Source organism: Alkalimarinus alittae (genome assembly GCF_026016465.1).
GTDB classification, from domain to species: Bacteria; Pseudomonadota; Gammaproteobacteria; order Pseudomonadales; family Oleiphilaceae; genus Alkalimarinus; species Alkalimarinus alittae.
This window is the reverse complement of sequence record NZ_CP100390.1, coordinates 1,110,542-1,126,179: the sequence shown is the minus strand read 5'-3', so window position 1 is coordinate 1,126,179 and position 15,638 is coordinate 1,110,542. Positions and strand designations below refer to the sequence as shown.

Annotated in this window: 14 protein-coding genes and 1 pseudogene; 10 read left to right on the top strand and 5 right to left on the bottom strand. The window is 44.1% G+C overall.

Going from position 1 to position 15,638, the window contains the following annotated elements:
• Positions 1-18: 18 nt before the first annotated feature.
• Together NKI27_RS04995 and NKI27_RS04990 are read right to left on the bottom strand one after the other, a co-directional pair.
• Entirely contained in the window at positions 19-1,071 is a 1,053-nt protein-coding gene (locus NKI27_RS04995; protein WP_265048588.1) for an NADP-dependent oxidoreductase, read from the bottom strand.
• Between the two features lie 27 nt (positions 1,072-1,098).
• The gene (locus NKI27_RS04990; RefSeq protein ID WP_265048587.1) at positions 1,099-1,797 is read right to left on the bottom strand and encodes a type 1 glutamine amidotransferase domain-containing protein; all 699 of its coding nucleotides are present in this window, start codon (positions 1,795-1,797) and stop codon (positions 1,099-1,101) included.
• Positions 1,798-1,957: 160 nt separating this feature from the next.
• On the opposite strand from NKI27_RS04990, the gene NKI27_RS04985 reads away from it, so the two are divergent.
• The gene (locus NKI27_RS04985) at positions 1,958-2,866 is read left to right on the top strand and encodes a LysR family transcriptional regulator (protein ID WP_265048586.1); all 909 of its coding nucleotides are present in this window, start codon (positions 1,958-1,960) and stop codon (positions 2,864-2,866) included.
• A gap of 65 nt (positions 2,867-2,931) precedes the next feature.
• Here NKI27_RS04985 and trmH read toward each other — a convergent pair whose 3' ends face one another.
• Both trmH and NKI27_RS04975 read right to left on the bottom strand, forming a co-directional pair.
• Positions 2,932-3,618, bottom strand: coding sequence for a tRNA (guanosine(18)-2'-O)-methyltransferase TrmH (gene trmH / locus NKI27_RS04980; protein WP_265048585.1), 687 nt, complete (start codon positions 3,616-3,618; stop codon positions 2,932-2,934).
• A 20-nt stretch (positions 3,619-3,638) separates the two neighbouring features.
• A complete protein-coding gene (locus NKI27_RS04975) occupies positions 3,639-3,956 on the bottom strand; it encodes a DUF1820 family protein (RefSeq protein ID WP_265048584.1) in 318 nt (105 codons plus the stop codon).
• A gap of 238 nt (positions 3,957-4,194) precedes the next feature.
• On the opposite strand from NKI27_RS04975, the pseudogene miaB reads away from it, so the two are divergent.
• The 5 genes and pseudogenes from miaB to lnt all read left to right on the top strand — a co-directional run.
• Positions 4,195-5,511 (top strand): annotated as a pseudogene (gene miaB / locus NKI27_RS04970) (tRNA (N6-isopentenyl adenosine(37)-C2)-methylthiotransferase MiaB); the annotation flags it as partial.
• Positions 5,512-5,539: 28 nt separating this feature from the next.
• On the top strand, positions 5,540-6,562 hold the full coding sequence (locus NKI27_RS04965; RefSeq protein ID WP_265048583.1) for a PhoH family protein: 1,023 nt from the start codon (positions 5,540-5,542) through the stop codon (positions 6,560-6,562).
• Positions 6,562-7,041, top strand: coding sequence for an rRNA maturation RNase YbeY (gene ybeY, locus NKI27_RS04960; RefSeq protein WP_265048582.1), 480 nt, complete (start codon positions 6,562-6,564; stop codon positions 7,039-7,041). The genes NKI27_RS04965 and ybeY overlap by 1 nt, the downstream gene beginning before the upstream one ends.
• Positions 7,041-7,883 (top strand): HlyC/CorC family transporter, encoded by an 843-nt coding sequence (locus NKI27_RS04955; RefSeq protein WP_265048581.1) that lies wholly within the window; start codon positions 7,041-7,043, stop codon positions 7,881-7,883. Before ybeY ends, NKI27_RS04955 begins: the two co-directional genes overlap by 1 nt.
• 47 nt (positions 7,884-7,930) lie before the next feature.
• Positions 7,931-9,502, top strand: coding sequence for an apolipoprotein N-acyltransferase (lnt, locus tag NKI27_RS04950; RefSeq protein WP_265048580.1), 1,572 nt, complete (start codon positions 7,931-7,933; stop codon positions 9,500-9,502).
• A gap of 49 nt (positions 9,503-9,551) precedes the next feature.
• Here lnt and NKI27_RS04945 read toward each other — a convergent pair whose 3' ends face one another.
• Positions 9,552-10,106 carry a zinc ribbon-containing protein gene (locus tag NKI27_RS04945; RefSeq protein WP_265048579.1) on the bottom strand — a complete coding sequence of 185 codons (555 nt, stop codon included), beginning with the start codon at positions 10,104-10,106 and terminating at the stop codon, positions 9,552-9,554.
• A 246-nt stretch (positions 10,107-10,352) separates the two neighbouring features.
• Between NKI27_RS04945 and leuS the strand changes: the two genes are divergently transcribed.
• The 4 genes from leuS to NKI27_RS04925 all read left to right on the top strand — a co-directional run bounded on the left by leuS (position 10,353) and on the right by NKI27_RS04925 (position 15,548).
• The gene (gene leuS, locus NKI27_RS04940) at positions 10,353-12,938 is read left to right on the top strand and encodes a leucine--tRNA ligase (protein WP_265049471.1); all 2,586 of its coding nucleotides are present in this window, start codon (positions 10,353-10,355) and stop codon (positions 12,936-12,938) included.
• A 52-nt stretch (positions 12,939-12,990) separates the two neighbouring features.
• On the top strand, positions 12,991-13,527 hold the full coding sequence (locus NKI27_RS04935) for an LPS-assembly lipoprotein LptE (RefSeq protein WP_265048578.1): 537 nt from the start codon (positions 12,991-12,993) through the stop codon (positions 13,525-13,527).
• An 81-nt stretch (positions 13,528-13,608) separates the two neighbouring features.
• Entirely contained in the window at positions 13,609-14,625 is a 1,017-nt protein-coding gene (gene holA / locus NKI27_RS04930) for a DNA polymerase III subunit delta (protein ID WP_265048577.1), read from the top strand.
• A 284-nt stretch (positions 14,626-14,909) separates the two neighbouring features.
• Positions 14,910-15,548 (top strand): endonuclease, encoded by a 639-nt coding sequence (locus NKI27_RS04925; protein ID WP_265048576.1) that lies wholly within the window; start codon positions 14,910-14,912, stop codon positions 15,546-15,548.
• Positions 15,549-15,638: the final 90 nt, after the last annotated feature.

The following is a 15,638-nucleotide window of genomic DNA, read 5'->3' as shown; positions in this document are numbered from 1 at the left end:
GTTAAATAATAGCGAATGCTAACCTTCGTCAGAGCCGACTCTAACGACCAACTTACCGAAGTTTTTACCGTCTAATAAACCAATAAACGCATCGACCGCATTATCTAAACCGTCAACTAAATGCTCTCGGTAGCTAATCTTCCCAGCTTGTAACCACTGCATCATCTCTTGGCTAAATTCATTATAGCGATGGCCATAATCATCAAATACGATGAACCCTTGCATCTTAATACGCTTAACGAGCAAGGTCCCCATTAGCATGGACAACCGATCAGGGCCTTCAGGCAGATCAGTAGCATTGTATTGTGAAATCAAACCACAAAGCGGAACGCGGGCACATGAGTTTAATAACGGCAAAACCGCATCAAATACTTTGCCACCAACGTTTTCAAAATACACATCGATACCCGCATCACAGGCTTTGGCTAATTGTCCGGCTAAATCAGGGGCTTTATGGTCAACACACGCATCAAACCCTAACGCTTCTACCGCTGAGCGACATTTTTCTTCGCCACCCGCAATACCGACAACTTTACAGCCTTTTAATTTAGCAATTTGCCCAACCAAACTACCAACAGCGCCAGTGGCGGCGGCTACAACAACCGTTTCACCCGCTTTAGGTTGACCAATATCTAACAACCCCATGTACGCCGTTAAACCAGGCATACCCATCACACCTAAGGCATATGAAGGCTGCGAAGGATTTTTACCTAACTTTAATAAATCAACACCCTCAGACACGGAGTAATCCTGCCAGCCATTATAGGCAACAACCCACTCACCGACTTCAAAGTCTGGGTGATTAGATTCCTCCACACGACATACCGAACCACCCACCATCACCTCATCTATCGCGACAGGTTCTGCATATGATTTAGCATCATTCATACGCCCGCGCATATAAGGGTCAAGCGACAAATAAACAGTGCGGAGCAACACCTCACCCTGCTTTGGGCTAGGTTTCTCACTTTCTACAAAATTAAAATTGCTGAGCTTAGGCGCCCCTACTGGGCGCGAGGCTAATAGCCATTGGCGATTAACTTGATTATTTTGCTGACTAGAGATTGTCATGATAGTTATCCTGTTTTGATGCTAACTTTAAGAAGCAAGAGCAGCTAATAATTTTTCGGCGGCCAGTTCAGAGCTGGCGGGGTTTTGACCACTTATTAATAAACCATCTTGAACGGCAAAAGCGTTCCAATCGGCTACCTTTTTATAGTCGCCACCGCGTTTAATAAGCTCATCTTCTAACAAGAAAGGCACCACATCGGTCAATTGAACCGCCTCTTCTTCACTATTAGTAAACCCTGTTACCGCCTTACCTTTAACCGCGTACTCGCCTGCTGCATATTTTACATTTAAAAATGCCGCTGTTGCATGACAAACCGCTGCCACTGGCTTGTTTGCCGCTAAAAAATCTTCAATTAATGAAATAGAGTCAGCATTGTCTGTTAAATCCCATAACGGCCCATGACCACCGGGGTAAAAGACAGCGTCATAGTCTTCTGCTTTTACATCAGCCAACTTTGCAGTATTAGCCACCTGCGCTTGCGCTTCGGTATCTGCGTCAAAGCGGTGAGTTGAAGGTGTTTGAAAATCTGCTAATTCACTCTTAGGGTCAACGGGAGGCTGCCCACCAGCAGGTGAAGCTAGCGTGACCTGAACCCCAGCACCTACAAACGCGTAATAAGGCGCAGCAAACTCTTCTACCCAAAACCCGGTTTTCTCTCCTGTATTGCCTAGCGCCCCGTGAGAGGTAATGACCATTAATACTTTTTTTGCCTTTAAATCATTCATATTAAATTCTCTTCTGTCGTGGCTTGAGTAACGTCGTCTATCTATTACGACGATTTACTATTTTGACCTGCTTCAATGAAGTTTAGTGTATGCCTATAGCTAAACTCGAACAATATGGATAAACTAAACTTCACTGGTTTAATAATTGATACAATACTGCATGAATTTATCTTTCGAACAACTTAAAAGCATGGTGATATTTGCTCAAGTCGTTGAACAGGGCAACCTCACGGCGGCCGCCAAACATGTGGGCTTATCGCGTGCGGTCATCAGTTACCATATTAAAAAGCTAGAATCCCAACTGGGGGTTAAGCTACTCAACCGCTCTACTCGCTCCATCGCGCTTACCGAAGCAGGCACTGAGTACTATCAATCATGCCGTATCATTGCTGAACAAGCGGCCATAGCAAACCAGAAAATGGAGAATCTTAAAAACGAACCAGAAGGCTTACTAAAAATCACCTGCCCGGTGAATGTCGGCCTACAGATGGTGGTGCCCGCGCTCAATAGATTTCGTTGTCTCTACCCTAAAATTGAACTAGACATCATGTTGACAGATGAAGTGGTTAACATCATGCAAGAAGGGATAGACCTAGCCATTCGTGGAGCCCCCTTGCCTGACTCGGGACTACAGGCCAGCAAGCTATCCTCGTTGCCTATGTGTTTATGTGGATCACCTGAGTATTTTAAAAAGCACGGCCGACCAACAGCCCCTGCCGAGTTAGAGCAACATAGTTGGGTCATTTACAAATTAACCTCAGACATTATTGCGCTAAATAAAGGCAGTCGTTCGTATAGCGTCAAGGTAAAAGGTAGCATTAGAACCAATAATGCAGCCGCTCGAACGGCCTTTATAGAGGGGGGACATGGCCTAGGACGCATCCCAATCTATGATGCATGGCCAAAAATTAAAGCTGGGACGTTAGAGCAGATTCTTGAAGATTATCAACTGAGCAATATCGATATTTATGGCGTTTTTCCGCCTGGCAGTGCAGGCTCTAAAAAATTACGCCTACTCATCGACTTTCTTAAAGACTATTTTATTAAAGAGGTCGCAATACCTCGTTAACGGGTTGCGACCATGCGACGCCTTTACTTACGACTGCGATTGAGTGCGGGGTTTTAGGCTGCGCTTTAAAGCGTTTTTCTAACCCGCGCATACCAAGCAGATGGATCTATTATTTCACCATCGTCTTGAGAGATCGGAGGGTAAGGCAGTTCATTCTTATGACAGTAGTCCGCCACCGTCGGGTGCGCCCAACGAAAAAGCGTTTGCCAATACTCTTCGTCACCTAAACGAACCTTATCATACATCCCCAACAACGCACGTTGACGCTGGGCTTCGGCCAATATAATGGCCGCAGCAACGGATACATTAAATGACTCAACCATCCCCATCATCGGGACCACTACATGCTCATCAACCTGCTCTGCCGTCTCTGCAGAGATGCCTTGTTTCTCGTTTCCTAACACCAACGCGCAAGGCCCGCTGTAATCAACTTCACGATAATCAACCGCTTTTTCAGAGAAGTGAGCTGCATAAACTTTATAGCCGCTCTTTTTCAGTTGAGAAATAGCCACTGGCATAGATTCATGTCGATTCACATTAACCCAGCGATCGCTACCCATAGCGGTGCCGCTGTAATGCCGGTGTTTATCCCAAGGCCACACCATATGCACTTGATGAATACCCACAGCATCAGCCGTTCTGACCAATGCGGCGATATTTCGAGGCTTATGAATTTGTTCGGTAATGAGTGTTAAATCGGGTTGCCGACGATCAAGTGTTTCACGCAGTCGGGCATAGCGTTCTGGCGTCATAACAAAAAAACCACGTTCGATTAATCAGGCTTTCCTGGTGCTCTTGGAAATGCAGCAACGGAGCTACCTACTGAGGTGACTTTTGCGATACCTTCTTGTTCTACTTCATCAATCCGTACAATCGCATTCATAGGGATATAGGTTCTACTCACCCCACTAAACTCGTTTTTTAGTTTCTCTTCGCTCGGGTCAACCAATAATTGAGACCGCTCGCCAAACAATAACTGCTCTACTTCAACAAACCCATACATTTCACTCGGAAAAACATGCGTTGCATATATTTCAAATACTTCTTCGTTGTTATAAAAAATAACTTTGTAGACTTTTTTTGCTGCCATTAAGTTGAAACCTGATTTTAAGAAGGTAATACACAAGATAGGCGGCCATCATAACACATCAACAAGCGCAGATTAATGTGTTCTCTAGCGAATAATAGCCCCTCAAAACCACTCACAATAACCCATTGATAAATATCATTTTTTTTAAAATAATAAATGACCTCCTAGATTGTTCGAAATTTACAAAATCACAGGGTATAATGCCGCCATAATCATCTTAATTTAGTAGTAAGGTAAAATGGCGACTAAGAAGTTATTTATCAAAACCCACGGCTGTCAGATGAACGAGTATGATTCGTCACGCATGGCAGATTTGCTTCAAGATAGCCACGAGGTTGTTTTAACCGACAATGCTGATGATGCGGATATATTGCTGCTGAACACTTGCTCTATTCGGGAAAAAGCCCAAGAGAAAGTATTTCATCAGTTAGGTCGCTGGAAAAAGCTCAAAGATGCCAAGCCCGATCTTAAAATTGGGGTTGGCGGCTGTGTTGCCAGTCAAGAAGGTGAAGCCATAATGGGCCGAGCACCTTATGTCGACATGGTGTTTGGGCCCCAGACACTTCACCGTTTACCTGAAATGATCGACGCCTCTGAAAAAGGTGGCGTGGGCATTGTTGATATTAGCTTCCCAGAAATAGAAAAGTTCGACCGTCTTCCAGAACCTGAAGCCGATGGGCCTTCTGCGTTTGTCTCCATCATGGAAGGTTGCAGCAAATACTGTACGTTTTGCGTAGTCCCCTATACCCGTGGCGAAGAAGTCAGTCGTCCGGTAGATGATGTAATCGCTGAAGTTGTTCACCTAGCATCACAAGGCGTACGAGAAGTAAACTTACTCGGTCAAAACGTTAATGCTTATCGCGGGGATACTCACGATGGCGATACCATTGATCTTGCAGAACTAATTACTTATGTCGCAGCCATTGAAGGCATTGATCGCATTCGCTTTACCACCTCTCACCCAGTTGAGTTTTCAGACAGTTTAATTGATGTCTACGCTGAGGTACCCGAGTTGGTTAGCCATCTTCACCTGCCTGTGCAAAGCGGTTCAGATCGTATTCTTGCAGCAATGAAGCGTGGCCACATGGTGCTCGAATATAAATCAAAAATCAGAAGACTCCGTAAGATCAGACCCGGCATGAGTATTTCATCTGATTTTATTATTGGTTTCCCTGGCGAGTCAGACCAAGACTTTGCAGACACCATGAAGCTCATTCAAGAAATAGGCTTCGACCACTCGTTTAGCTTTATTTACAGCGCAAGACCTGGCACGCCAGCTTCAGACTTACCAGACGACATATCGGAAGAAATCAAAAAAGAGCGTTTATCTATTCTGCAACAACGAATACTCCAACACGCTCAAGATATCAGTCGAAAAATGGTCAACACCACTCAACGAATTTTAGTGACCGGTTATTCGAAAAGAGACCCGGGCGAACTACAAGGCCGAACCGAGAACAACCGTGTCGTTAACTTTAAAGCCGACGACGCAAGCATTATCGGGCACTTTGTAGATGTTGAAATATTTGAAGCACTGCCAAACTCACTTCGCGGTCGTCGGATCGATGAAGTAAAATATTGATATGACCTCCCCCTCGTTGCAGCAGGTAAATACCATCATAGCGACTACAGATTCCAAGCAGTTTCATTTAGAGCCTAGCGATAACCACCGATTGGCCGCCTTGTGCGGTCAGTTTGATGAAAATCTCAAGCAAATTGAACGCAGAATGGGCGTAGCGATTAACTACCGCGGAAACCTCTTCAAGCTTACCGGCGACAGTAAGTCGATACAGGCATCTATTGAGATTCTCAAACACTTATACCGAGAGACTGATGCGGGCGCGACACTTGACCCTGAGCTAATACATTTATTTATAAGAGAGTCTGGGCTAGACCACTCAGAACCCGTTAGTTCAATCTACGAAGCCTATCAAATCATCAAGGCCTCAAAGGTTCAAATAAAGGTTCGAGGTGAAAACCAACTCGACTACGTGCGAAATATCAAAACAAATGATATCAACTTTGGCATTGGACCAGCCGGTACGGGTAAAACCTATCTAGCGGTTGCCTGTGCCGTTGAAGCGCTCAAGAATGAAGAAGTTAAGCGAATACTATTAGTCCGACCGGCCGTTGAAGCAGGTGAAAAGCTAGGTTTTCTACCGGGCGATTTAGCGCAAAAAGTGGACCCTTATTTACGTCCACTGTATGACGCATTATACGAAATGCTAGGGTTTGATCAGGTCACACGCCTTATCGATAAAAACATTATTGAAATTGCGCCACTGGCATTTATGCGAGGACGAACCCTGAATAGCTCTTTTATCATCCTGGATGAAAGCCAAAACACGACACGAGAGCAGATGAAAATGTTCTTAACGCGTATAGGGTTTGGCTCTACCGCCGTTATTACCGGTGACATTACTCAAATCGACCTACCTAGAGGCACCGCGTCTGGGTTGAAGCATGTAGGCAATGTATTAGCGGGTGTAAAAGGGATCGGTTTTACGCACTTTACGTCTAAAGATGTAGTGAGACACCCATTGGTTCAGCGTATCGTTGAAGCCTATGACCGTCATGACGATAAAAAGGATCAAGCCGAAAAATAATGACCATTCATATTGATCTGCAGATTGAAACTGAAAACAAACAATTACCGTCTAGTGATCAACTATCTTTGTGGGCTAATAAAGCCCACCAATCAAAAGAGATTGAGACTGAGATCACTATTCGAATCGTCGATATTGAAGAAAGCACAGATTTAAACCACACTTATCGCGGTAAAGACAGCCCTACAAATGTTTTATCTTTTCCATTTGAAGCCCCCACAGGAATCGATATACACTTACTGGGTGATATCCCGTTAGGCGACTTAGTCATTTGCGCACCGGTCGTAGAACGTGAAGCGAAAGAACAAGAGAAAGAATCAATAGCCCACTGGGCTCACATGGTTGTACATGGCGTTTTACACCTCCAGGGATACGACCATATTGAAGACGAGGAAGCCTTGGTAATGGAAGGGCTTGAAACTAAAATTATGATGGAGCTAGATTATCCTGCCCCTTACCAGGATCAGGAATTAAGCTAATGAGCGACGACAACTCGATAAGCGGTCAAGACAACAAATCTTGGCTAGAAAAAATATCAAAAGCCTTCTCAGGCGACCCTCAATCGACCGAAGACGTCACCGAGATACTTCGAACGGCAGAAAAGCAAAATGTCATAGATACGGACGCTATGAACATTATCGAAGGCGCTATGCAAGTCATCGATATGCAGGTTCGTGAAGTGATGATCCCCCGCTCCCAAATGGTTACAGTTAAAGCGTCTGCTGAACCTGAAGCTTATTTAGATGACATTATTAGCTCTGCTCACTCTCGCTTTCCCGTTCTCGGTGAATCCCCCGATGACGTGCTCGGCATTTTGCTCGCAAAAGATCTGCTACCGCTAGCATTTAAGGGCGAGCTAAAAAAAGAATCGTTACTCGACATCATTCGTCCTGCAACGGTTGTCCCTGAAAGCAAGCGACTCAACCAGTTACTCAAAGAGTTCAAAGAAACCCGTAATCATATGGCTATAGTCGTTGATGAATACGGCGGTACTTCAGGGCTCGTTACCATCGAAGATGTTTTAGAGCAAATTGTGGGTGAAATTGAAGACGAACACGATATTGACGACGAAGCATTTATTAAAGTACGCGGTTCAGGCGAATATATCATCAAAGCCATCACCCCTATCGATGACTTTAACGAGTTCTTCAAACTTGAGCTCAGCGAAGAAAATTTTGATACGATTGGCGGCTTAATCCTGCAAGAGTTTGGCCGTATGCCTCGTCGCGGAGAAAGCGTTTTGTTTAGCGGTTTTAAATTTACCGTCCTAAATGCTGACAATCGATCCGTCAGGCTGCTGCAAGCACAAAAAATACGCTAGCGATTAAATACCTTTTCTTTAACACTCAGACCTAATAGAAGCCATTTATGAACTTTTCATTTATTCTAAAGCTCAAATGGCTTTTGCTCCCTATCGCAGGGGTTATGCAAACTCTAAGCTTAAGCCCCTTTAATTGGTGGCCTCTAGGCATTCTCTCTATAACCCTGATTATGATGGGAATGAAAGGGGCTTCAGCTAAAAAGAATTTACTTTATGGCTGGCTATTTGGCTTAGGCCTATTCGGCTCTGGGGCTTCCTGGGTTTATGTCAGCATCCATAACTTTGGTAATGCACCCGCACCGCTGGCCATAGCATTAACCACTATTTTTGTTGCGGCTATTGCACTGTTCCCCGCTGCCACATTTTGGCTCTTTCGAAAAATATTCAACGGTCAAGACCGTTGGTCTGTACTCACATTTCCTGCAATCTGGGTGCTAGGTGATTGGTTTAGAAGTTGGTTTTTAACCGGATTTCCTTGGCTTTATCTCGGTTACGGACACCTCAACACACCGCTTTCTGGCTGGGCTAGCATATTAGGTGTTCATGGCATTACCTTTATCTGCTGTCTAACAGGTAGCGCTATCTGGTATTTTATTGACCGATCCCCCTTTATTAGACAACACCTTAAAATTCACCGACCTCAACCTAAGCAGCCCCCCCAGGCTACCCGAAAAAGACTCCCTGCAAGCTTTATCGTTTTTGCAGCGATACTTTGGGTGATAGGGAGTGGCGCTAGCACGATTAAATGGGCTTATGTAAAAGACAACACTCCCATCACCATTGCAGCAGTACAAGCTAATATTCCACAAGAACTTAAATGGTCTAGAGGGTATCGCTTAAAAACCATTGAAATTTATCAGACGCTATCGAGCCCTCACTGGGGTAAAACGCTGATTATTTGGCCCGAAACAGCTATTCCGATCTTATATGATCAAGCAAAATTCATTATCGAGCCGATTTCAACACAAGCAAGTGAGAGCGACACCACTCTAATTACGGGCATCCCATACAGAGAAAACAACGCCGATACAGGACGCGTTACCATCCACAATAGCATTGCTAGCATAGGAAAAGGAGAAGGCATTTATCACAAACAACGCCTTGTACCCTTTGGCGAATATGTACCCCTTGAAGACATGCTTCGCGGGCTTATTGAGTTTTTTGATTTACCCATGTCGAGTTTTTCCGCTGGGCGCTCAGATCAACCAGCCCTAAAAGAAGCCCACCATAACGTGACCCCTTATATCTGCTATGAGATTGTCTATCCCGACTTTGTTGCAGATAACGCGAATAATTCAGACTACTTGCTCACGATCAGTAACGATAGCTGGTTTGGTCACTCTATTGGCCCGCTACAACATTTAGAGATGGCTCAAATGAGAGCGCTTGAAAATGCTAGATACTTAGTCAGGTCTACCAATAATGGTATTAGTGCAGTCATAACGCCAGATGGAAAAATTCAATCTCAGTCAGCGCAATTCGTCAGAACAGTATTAACTGGGGAAGTATTTGCAATGGGGGGCCGAACACCGTTCAACTACTTAGGCTCAACACCCCTATTACTGCTGTGCGCACTCATATTACTTATTCGTCGTATGAGTATAAAGCCTACCCCCTAAATCCTAATGTGGATTTAGGGAGCGATTGAACGCCTGTTTTATAGCCTCTTTAAGACTCTGCTTCTGGCTCACGCGGCCAACGAGAGGTTACACGTCTAAAATAATGCCCGCCGCATTGGTGGCAATCCTCAATATGCGTGTTATCAATAAGACACATCATATAGCCACAACCTAGACACCTCAACATGCCAGCGCAAGCCAACTCACCGCTAATATAATCGCCTGGGTGGTGATTAATTTTTTGCTCTAGGGCTTTTTGCTCAACCACACTCTTATCTGCGATTGATAGAAGCGTATCTCTTACTTTCTTTTCGACTAACTCCAAATCTAACTTCAACCAATCTTTAAGACCCTCACCTGTTTCAGAAACATGATGATAAAGATCTTTTAAGTCTCGTTTAATGTAGGCGCCTAATAACTCGACCTCATCTCGCGTAAGTTCAGCCACATCGTATTCAAATTCAACGGCTTCATCTATCTCACGCTTTAGCGTATCCCATGTTCGCTCCTCAATGTCTGCAATTGAATCATCTATGCGTTCAAGTATTCGGTTATAAACAGTGGCCGCTTGTTCTGAGTGTTTTGGTAATTCTGGTGTAGTCATCGCCTTTTCCCCCTACCTGTATGTCTATTAGTAGGTTAGAATATCGCCTTTTGTTTGGACAGTTTTAACAACATGGGTTAATAACGTGCCAAACGCCATAGAAAGTACATACTTCGGATTAAGTTTGGCATATTTTGAAAAAACCGCACTTGACCCAAGGCATAAATTCTCAGCAGGCTGCCCAAGAAAACCGGTAGCAGCCGCATAAAATGGCATAGTAAGTTGATGACAACGAAAGCAGGAACAATGGAAGAACAATACCAACCTCAACAAATCGAAGAGCAGGCTAGAAATTTCTGGGAAGAAAATAAAAGCTTCCAGGTAGTTGAAGATGAAAGCAAAGAGAAATACTACTGCCTCTCTATGTTTCCATACCCGAGTGGAAAGCTCCACATGGGGCATGTTCGTAACTATACCATTGGCGATGTCATTTCACGCTATCAGCGAATGCAAGGCAAAAATGTCATGCAGCCTATGGGCTGGGATGCATTTGGTCTTCCGGCAGAGAATGCAGCCATCAATAATAAAGTAGCCCCTGCAAAGTGGACCTACGAAAATATTGAATACATGAAAAACCAGCTTAACCAATTAGGTTTTGGCTATGACTGGAACCGTGAACTCGCCACCTGTCGTCCAGAATACTACAAGTGGGAACAATGGTTTTTCACCAAGCTTTATGAAAAAGGCCTTGTTTACAAGAAAAACGCCACCGTTAACTGGGATCCGGTCGACCAGACGGTTCTCGCAAACGAGCAAGTGGTTGACGGCAGAGGCTGGCGCTCTGGTGCCCTAGTAGAACGCAAAGAAATCCCTCAGTGGTTTATTAAGATTACTGATTACGCAGATGAGCTACTCAATGATTTAGACCAGTTAGATGAGTGGCCTGAGCAAGTTAAAACAATGCAGCGTAACTGGATCGGGCGTTCAGAAGGTGTTGAGTTAAGCTTTTCGCTTAAAGATAGCGAAGAAGAGCTTACCGTTTACACCACTCGACCCGACACATTAATGGGTGTTACCTATGTTGCAGTAGCAGCACAGCATCCTTTGGCCCTTCAGCAAGCAGGTCAAAATGTTGAACTTCAAAACTTCCTAAACGAGTGTAAAAACACCAAAATGGCCGAAGCAGATATGGCCACGATGGAAAAGAAAGGCATGGCAACCGGTCTTACCGTTGTTCACCCGATTACAGGTGAAGACGTACCTGTATGGGTCGCCAACTTTGTACTCATGGAATACGGTTCTGGTGCAGTTATGTCAGTCCCTGGCCATGATGAACGCGACCATGAATTCGCGCTAGCCTTCGGTCTACCGATCAAGCAGGTTATCTCACCTAAAGATGGCACCGAGATTGATATTCAAGAAAGTGCCTACACTGAAAAAGGCATTCTTGTTTCGTCAGGAAAATTTACGGGGTTAACCTCTGAAGAAGCATTTGAACAGATTGCCGAACACCTAGAAGCAGAAGGCAAAGGCCATAAAACCGTTAACTACCGCCTTAGAGATTGGGGCGTGTCTCGTCAGCGTTATTGGGGCACACCTATTCCGATGATGACACTAGAAGATGGCACAGCAGTACCTGTTCCATTAGAAGACTTACCTGTAAAGCTTCCTGAAGACGTGGTGTTAGACGGTGTTAAGTCGCCTATTAAGAGCGACCCTGAGTGGGCTAAAACAACCTTCAATGGGCAACCTGCTCTACGAGAAACAGACACATTTGATACATTTATGGAGTCATCGTGGTACTACGCACGATACTGTAGCCCAAACAACCAAGACGGCATGCTAGATAGCGATGCTGCAAATTACTGGTTACCTGTTGATCAGTATATTGGCGGTATTGAGCACGCAATCCTTCACTTGCTGTATGCGCGTTTCTTCCACAAACTATTACGTGATGTCGGTCTTGTAAATTCAGACGAGCCATTCAAACGCTTGTTGTGCCAAGGTATGGTATTAGCTGAAACCTACTACCGTGATGAAGAGAATGGCGGCAAGCTATGGATTTCGCCACAAGATGTCGAAGTCGAACATGATGAAAAAGGTAAAATTACCGGATATAAAAGCACCATTGACGGTGAACCAGTACTTCATGCCGGCACAGGCAAGATGTCGAAGTCGAAAAACAACGGTATTGACCCACAAATGATCATCGATAAGTACGGAGCAGATACCGTACGATTATTTATGATGTTTGCGGCACCGCCAGAACAATCTCTTGAGTGGTCAGATAGTGCTGTTGAGGGCGCTCACCGCTTCCTTAAGCGCTTGTGGAAGGCCGTTCATACTCACACTGCACTAGGTGAAACCCTACCGCTACAGGTTGGCCAGTTAAATGACGGGCAAAAAGCACTTCGTCGCAAGACCCATGAAACCATTTCAAAAGTCAGCGATGATATCAGCCGACGTCTAACCTTCAACACCTCTATTGCCGCTGTCATGGAGTTAATGAATCAGGTTAATAAATACAACGACACTAGCGAGCAAGGACGTGCAGTTTTGCAAGAGGCACTAGAAGCCGCAACATTACTTCTTTCGCCTATTGTGCCTCATATTAGTCATAAGCTATGGGATGCATTAGGCCATAAAGATGTTGTACTCGATGCGCCTTGGCCTGAAGTTGATGAATCAGCATTAACCAAAGACTCGATTCAAATCGTGGCTCAAATAAACGGTAAGGTAAGAGCTAAAATCGAAATGTCTGCAGACGCTGATAAAGCAGCCATGGAAAAAGCCGCTATGAATGACGAAAACGTTCAGCGCTTTCTTGAAGACAAGACAGTGCGTAAAGTCATCGTTGTACCTGGTAAACTCGTTAATATTGTTGCCAACTAAGCAGACCTGGATGGGGCAGCTATAACGCTGCCCCTCTTTTCAAGAGGCTAATATGTTTCATAGAAAACGTTCCCTATTCTCAATATCCGTAATAGCACTGGTATTGTCTGCATGCGGCTTTCAATTAAGGGGTAGTGTTGCTATACCCGTAGAACTGCATCAACTAAGCCTACATTGTAGCAATGAACTCTCTAAAGTACTGTGCCAAACACTTAACAAACAACTTACACTCAATGATGTTAATTTGGTAGAAGATAACAAAGCCGACTACATATTAAGCATCACTTCGCTTAATAGCAGCCGAAGGGCCGTTTCTATTACAAATCGCGCAGTAGCGGTTGAATATGAAGTCACCAATAAAGCCACATTCAATCTTATTGCGGCCGACCAAACTATCATAATCGATAACGCCACCACCTCCGCAAGACAAACTTACCGATTTGATGAAGATAATGTCATCAGTAAGACCAGAGAAGAAGAACAGGTTAAAGAGCAGATTAATAAACTACTCGCTTCTAAAATTATCAGCCGTTTAACGCCCTACAACAAACTTAGAATCGAGAAAATTAAAGCAGCACAAGCACAGTAAAACAGCGCAAAACAGCCGCAGATAAGCTACCGGCAGCCTGTCAGCTAATTTTCGTCCCATTCGAGCGACACAAGCATATTCATGAAACTTAAACCTGAACAGCTAAAAAGCCACCTTTCAAATCAACTTCTCCCTGTTTATTTAATAAACGGGGATGAAGCACTGCTTGTTCAAGAGTCTTGTGACGAAATTAGAAAAAAGTGTCGCGATGAAGGTTTTACGGAACGTTTAAGCTGGCATGCTGATCGCCAGTTCGACTGGAACCAACTACTAGAAGAAGCTGGAAGCCTATCACTGTTTGGCGATAAAAAAATTATCGAGATTAGGATAGATAACGGCAAACCAGGTGATAAAGGTAGTAAAGCCATTGAACAGTTTTGCCAAGCAACCTCTGAAGATACCGTCCTACTGATTATTACCGGCCGCCTTGATGCATCAACGCAAAAGAGAAAATGGGTCAGCACCGTCGATAAAATAGGCGGTATGGTAACCCTATGGCCCATTAGCGCAGAACAACTCCCTAACTGGATTCAGCAAAGAAGTCGTCAAATGGGGTTAACTCTTGATCAGGAATCCGTTTCGCTACTGACAGAACGAGTAGAAGGCAACCTACTCGCTGCGAAGCAAGAACTCGAAAAGTTAGCACTACTCTGCCCTGACGGAAAAATCACCCCTGAACAAGTTACGCAGAGTGTTGCCGACAGTGCTCGCTTCGATATATTTAACCTAACGGATGAATGTATCAAAGGCGCCTCTAAACATGCACTTCATGTACTTCAAGGACTAAAGTCTGAAGGAACAGAACCTCCCGTAATACTCTGGGCATTAGCACGAGAACTACGCGTTGTTTATGACTTGTCTAATAGCAATCGTCTAGGGCAACCCGCCCAATCAGTCTTTAAAGCACATAGAGTAATAGCCAAGCGACAAAGCTTACTTAGCCATGCAGCCTCAAGACTGTCTCATCAACAGCTCAATCAGCTAATTAAACTCTCTGAGCGCATTGATCAAAGCATTAAAGGGAGTAAACAGTATGGTTCAAGCTGGGAGTTACTCGCCGAATTTGTTCTTCTACTAAGTGGGAAATCTCTACCTTGACCGCACATTAGTAGATTATTCTTAGCTCAAAAAACGCCCCCCATTCAAATAACCCTTTCTATTTACTCACACTCATCAACAGGCCCCGTTACATCGGTTAACGTTGTACAAACATATTGTAAAACAATAAAACAGTCTTTCAATTCAAGGCTTAAGGTTTTAAACTATACTGAAGGATGAAGAACAGTAAATAACTTACGATACATAAACGAATTATTTGATTAGTCGTCACTCATCACACCAACAGTGTCTTAACCCTTAGCATCAAAAATCGAGTCGGCTTTATGATTAAAATAGCAGTACCTTTTTTACAGTTGGTCACTTTAACGATCGCATTTTCTTCGGCGCAAGCTCAAACGAAATTTAGCGACCCTAAAGAGACACTTAAAAAACACTTCTGGGGTGACCTATACAAAGACGGTGGCATCACTTTTTACTGCAACAAACCATTTACCAAAAAGAATGTTTTAGTCACAGACAGTCATATATACGCTAACAGCTGGGCTCGAGATTACCTAGACTGTGGAACGCCACGACAGTGTCGTAATGAGAGCACCAAATACCGACAAATCACTTCCGACCTCCATAACATTGTGCCGGCCGATTCACGCTTTGAATTAAAGCGAAAAAATGCTCACTTTGGTGAACTAGGTAGCGAAGTAGAAACAGAAGATTGCGGATTCCGTCGATCATTTCAGCTTCTGCAGCCGCCAAAAGAAATCAAAGGTGATATTGCTCGAGCAATTCTATATATGCATGACACCTATGAGCTTCCTATCATAGGCGCTATTGATGATTTCAAACGTTGGAATCAAGTTGATCCTCCTAGCGAGGAGGAAATAGCTAGAAATAAACGGATAAGTGAAATTCAAGGCAATGAGAATCACTTTATCACTACTCCTGCCAGAGCAAACGCGCTATAGGCTATTTTTAAGAGCAGCGATAGGTACTAATCTCAACGTATTTTAGTGTGAGACAAACAGCCATAAAAAAGGCGATCATAAATGATCGCC

Bases quoted from the DNA above. Each gene is read 5' to 3' on its own strand.
- holA (WP_265048577.1), top strand. From the start codon at position 13,609: ATGAAACTTAAACCTGAACAGCTAAAAAGCCACCTTTCAAATCAACTT.
- lnt (WP_265048580.1), top strand. From the start codon at position 7,931: ATGAACTTTTCATTTATTCTAAAGCTCAAATGGCTTTTGCTCCCTATC.
- NKI27_RS04945 (WP_265048579.1), bottom strand. From the start codon at position 10,106: ATGACTACACCAGAATTACCAAAACACTCAGAACAAGCGGCCACTGTT.
- leuS (WP_265049471.1), top strand. From the start codon at position 10,353: ATGGAAGAACAATACCAACCTCAACAAATCGAAGAGCAGGCTAGAAAT.
- NKI27_RS04995 (WP_265048588.1), bottom strand. From the start codon at position 1,071: ATGACAATCTCTAGTCAGCAAAATAATCAAGTTAATCGCCAATGGCTA.
- NKI27_RS04985 (WP_265048586.1), top strand. From the start codon at position 1,958: ATGAATTTATCTTTCGAACAACTTAAAAGCATGGTGATATTTGCTCAA.
- NKI27_RS04925 (WP_265048576.1), top strand. From the start codon at position 14,910: ATGATTAAAATAGCAGTACCTTTTTTACAGTTGGTCACTTTAACGATC.
- NKI27_RS04965 (WP_265048583.1), top strand. From the start codon at position 5,540: ATGACCTCCCCCTCGTTGCAGCAGGTAAATACCATCATAGCGACTACA.
- NKI27_RS04975 (WP_265048584.1), bottom strand. From the start codon at position 3,956: ATGGCAGCAAAAAAAGTCTACAAAGTTATTTTTTATAACAACGAAGAA.
- trmH (WP_265048585.1), bottom strand. From the start codon at position 3,618: ATGACGCCAGAACGCTATGCCCGACTGCGTGAAACACTTGATCGTCGG.
- NKI27_RS04955 (WP_265048581.1), top strand. From the start codon at position 7,041: ATGAGCGACGACAACTCGATAAGCGGTCAAGACAACAAATCTTGGCTA.
- NKI27_RS04935 (WP_265048578.1), top strand. From the start codon at position 12,991: ATGTTTCATAGAAAACGTTCCCTATTCTCAATATCCGTAATAGCACTG.
- NKI27_RS04990 (WP_265048587.1), bottom strand. From the start codon at position 1,797: ATGAATGATTTAAAGGCAAAAAAAGTATTAATGGTCATTACCTCTCAC.
- ybeY (WP_265048582.1), top strand. From the start codon at position 6,562: ATGACCATTCATATTGATCTGCAGATTGAAACTGAAAACAAACAATTA.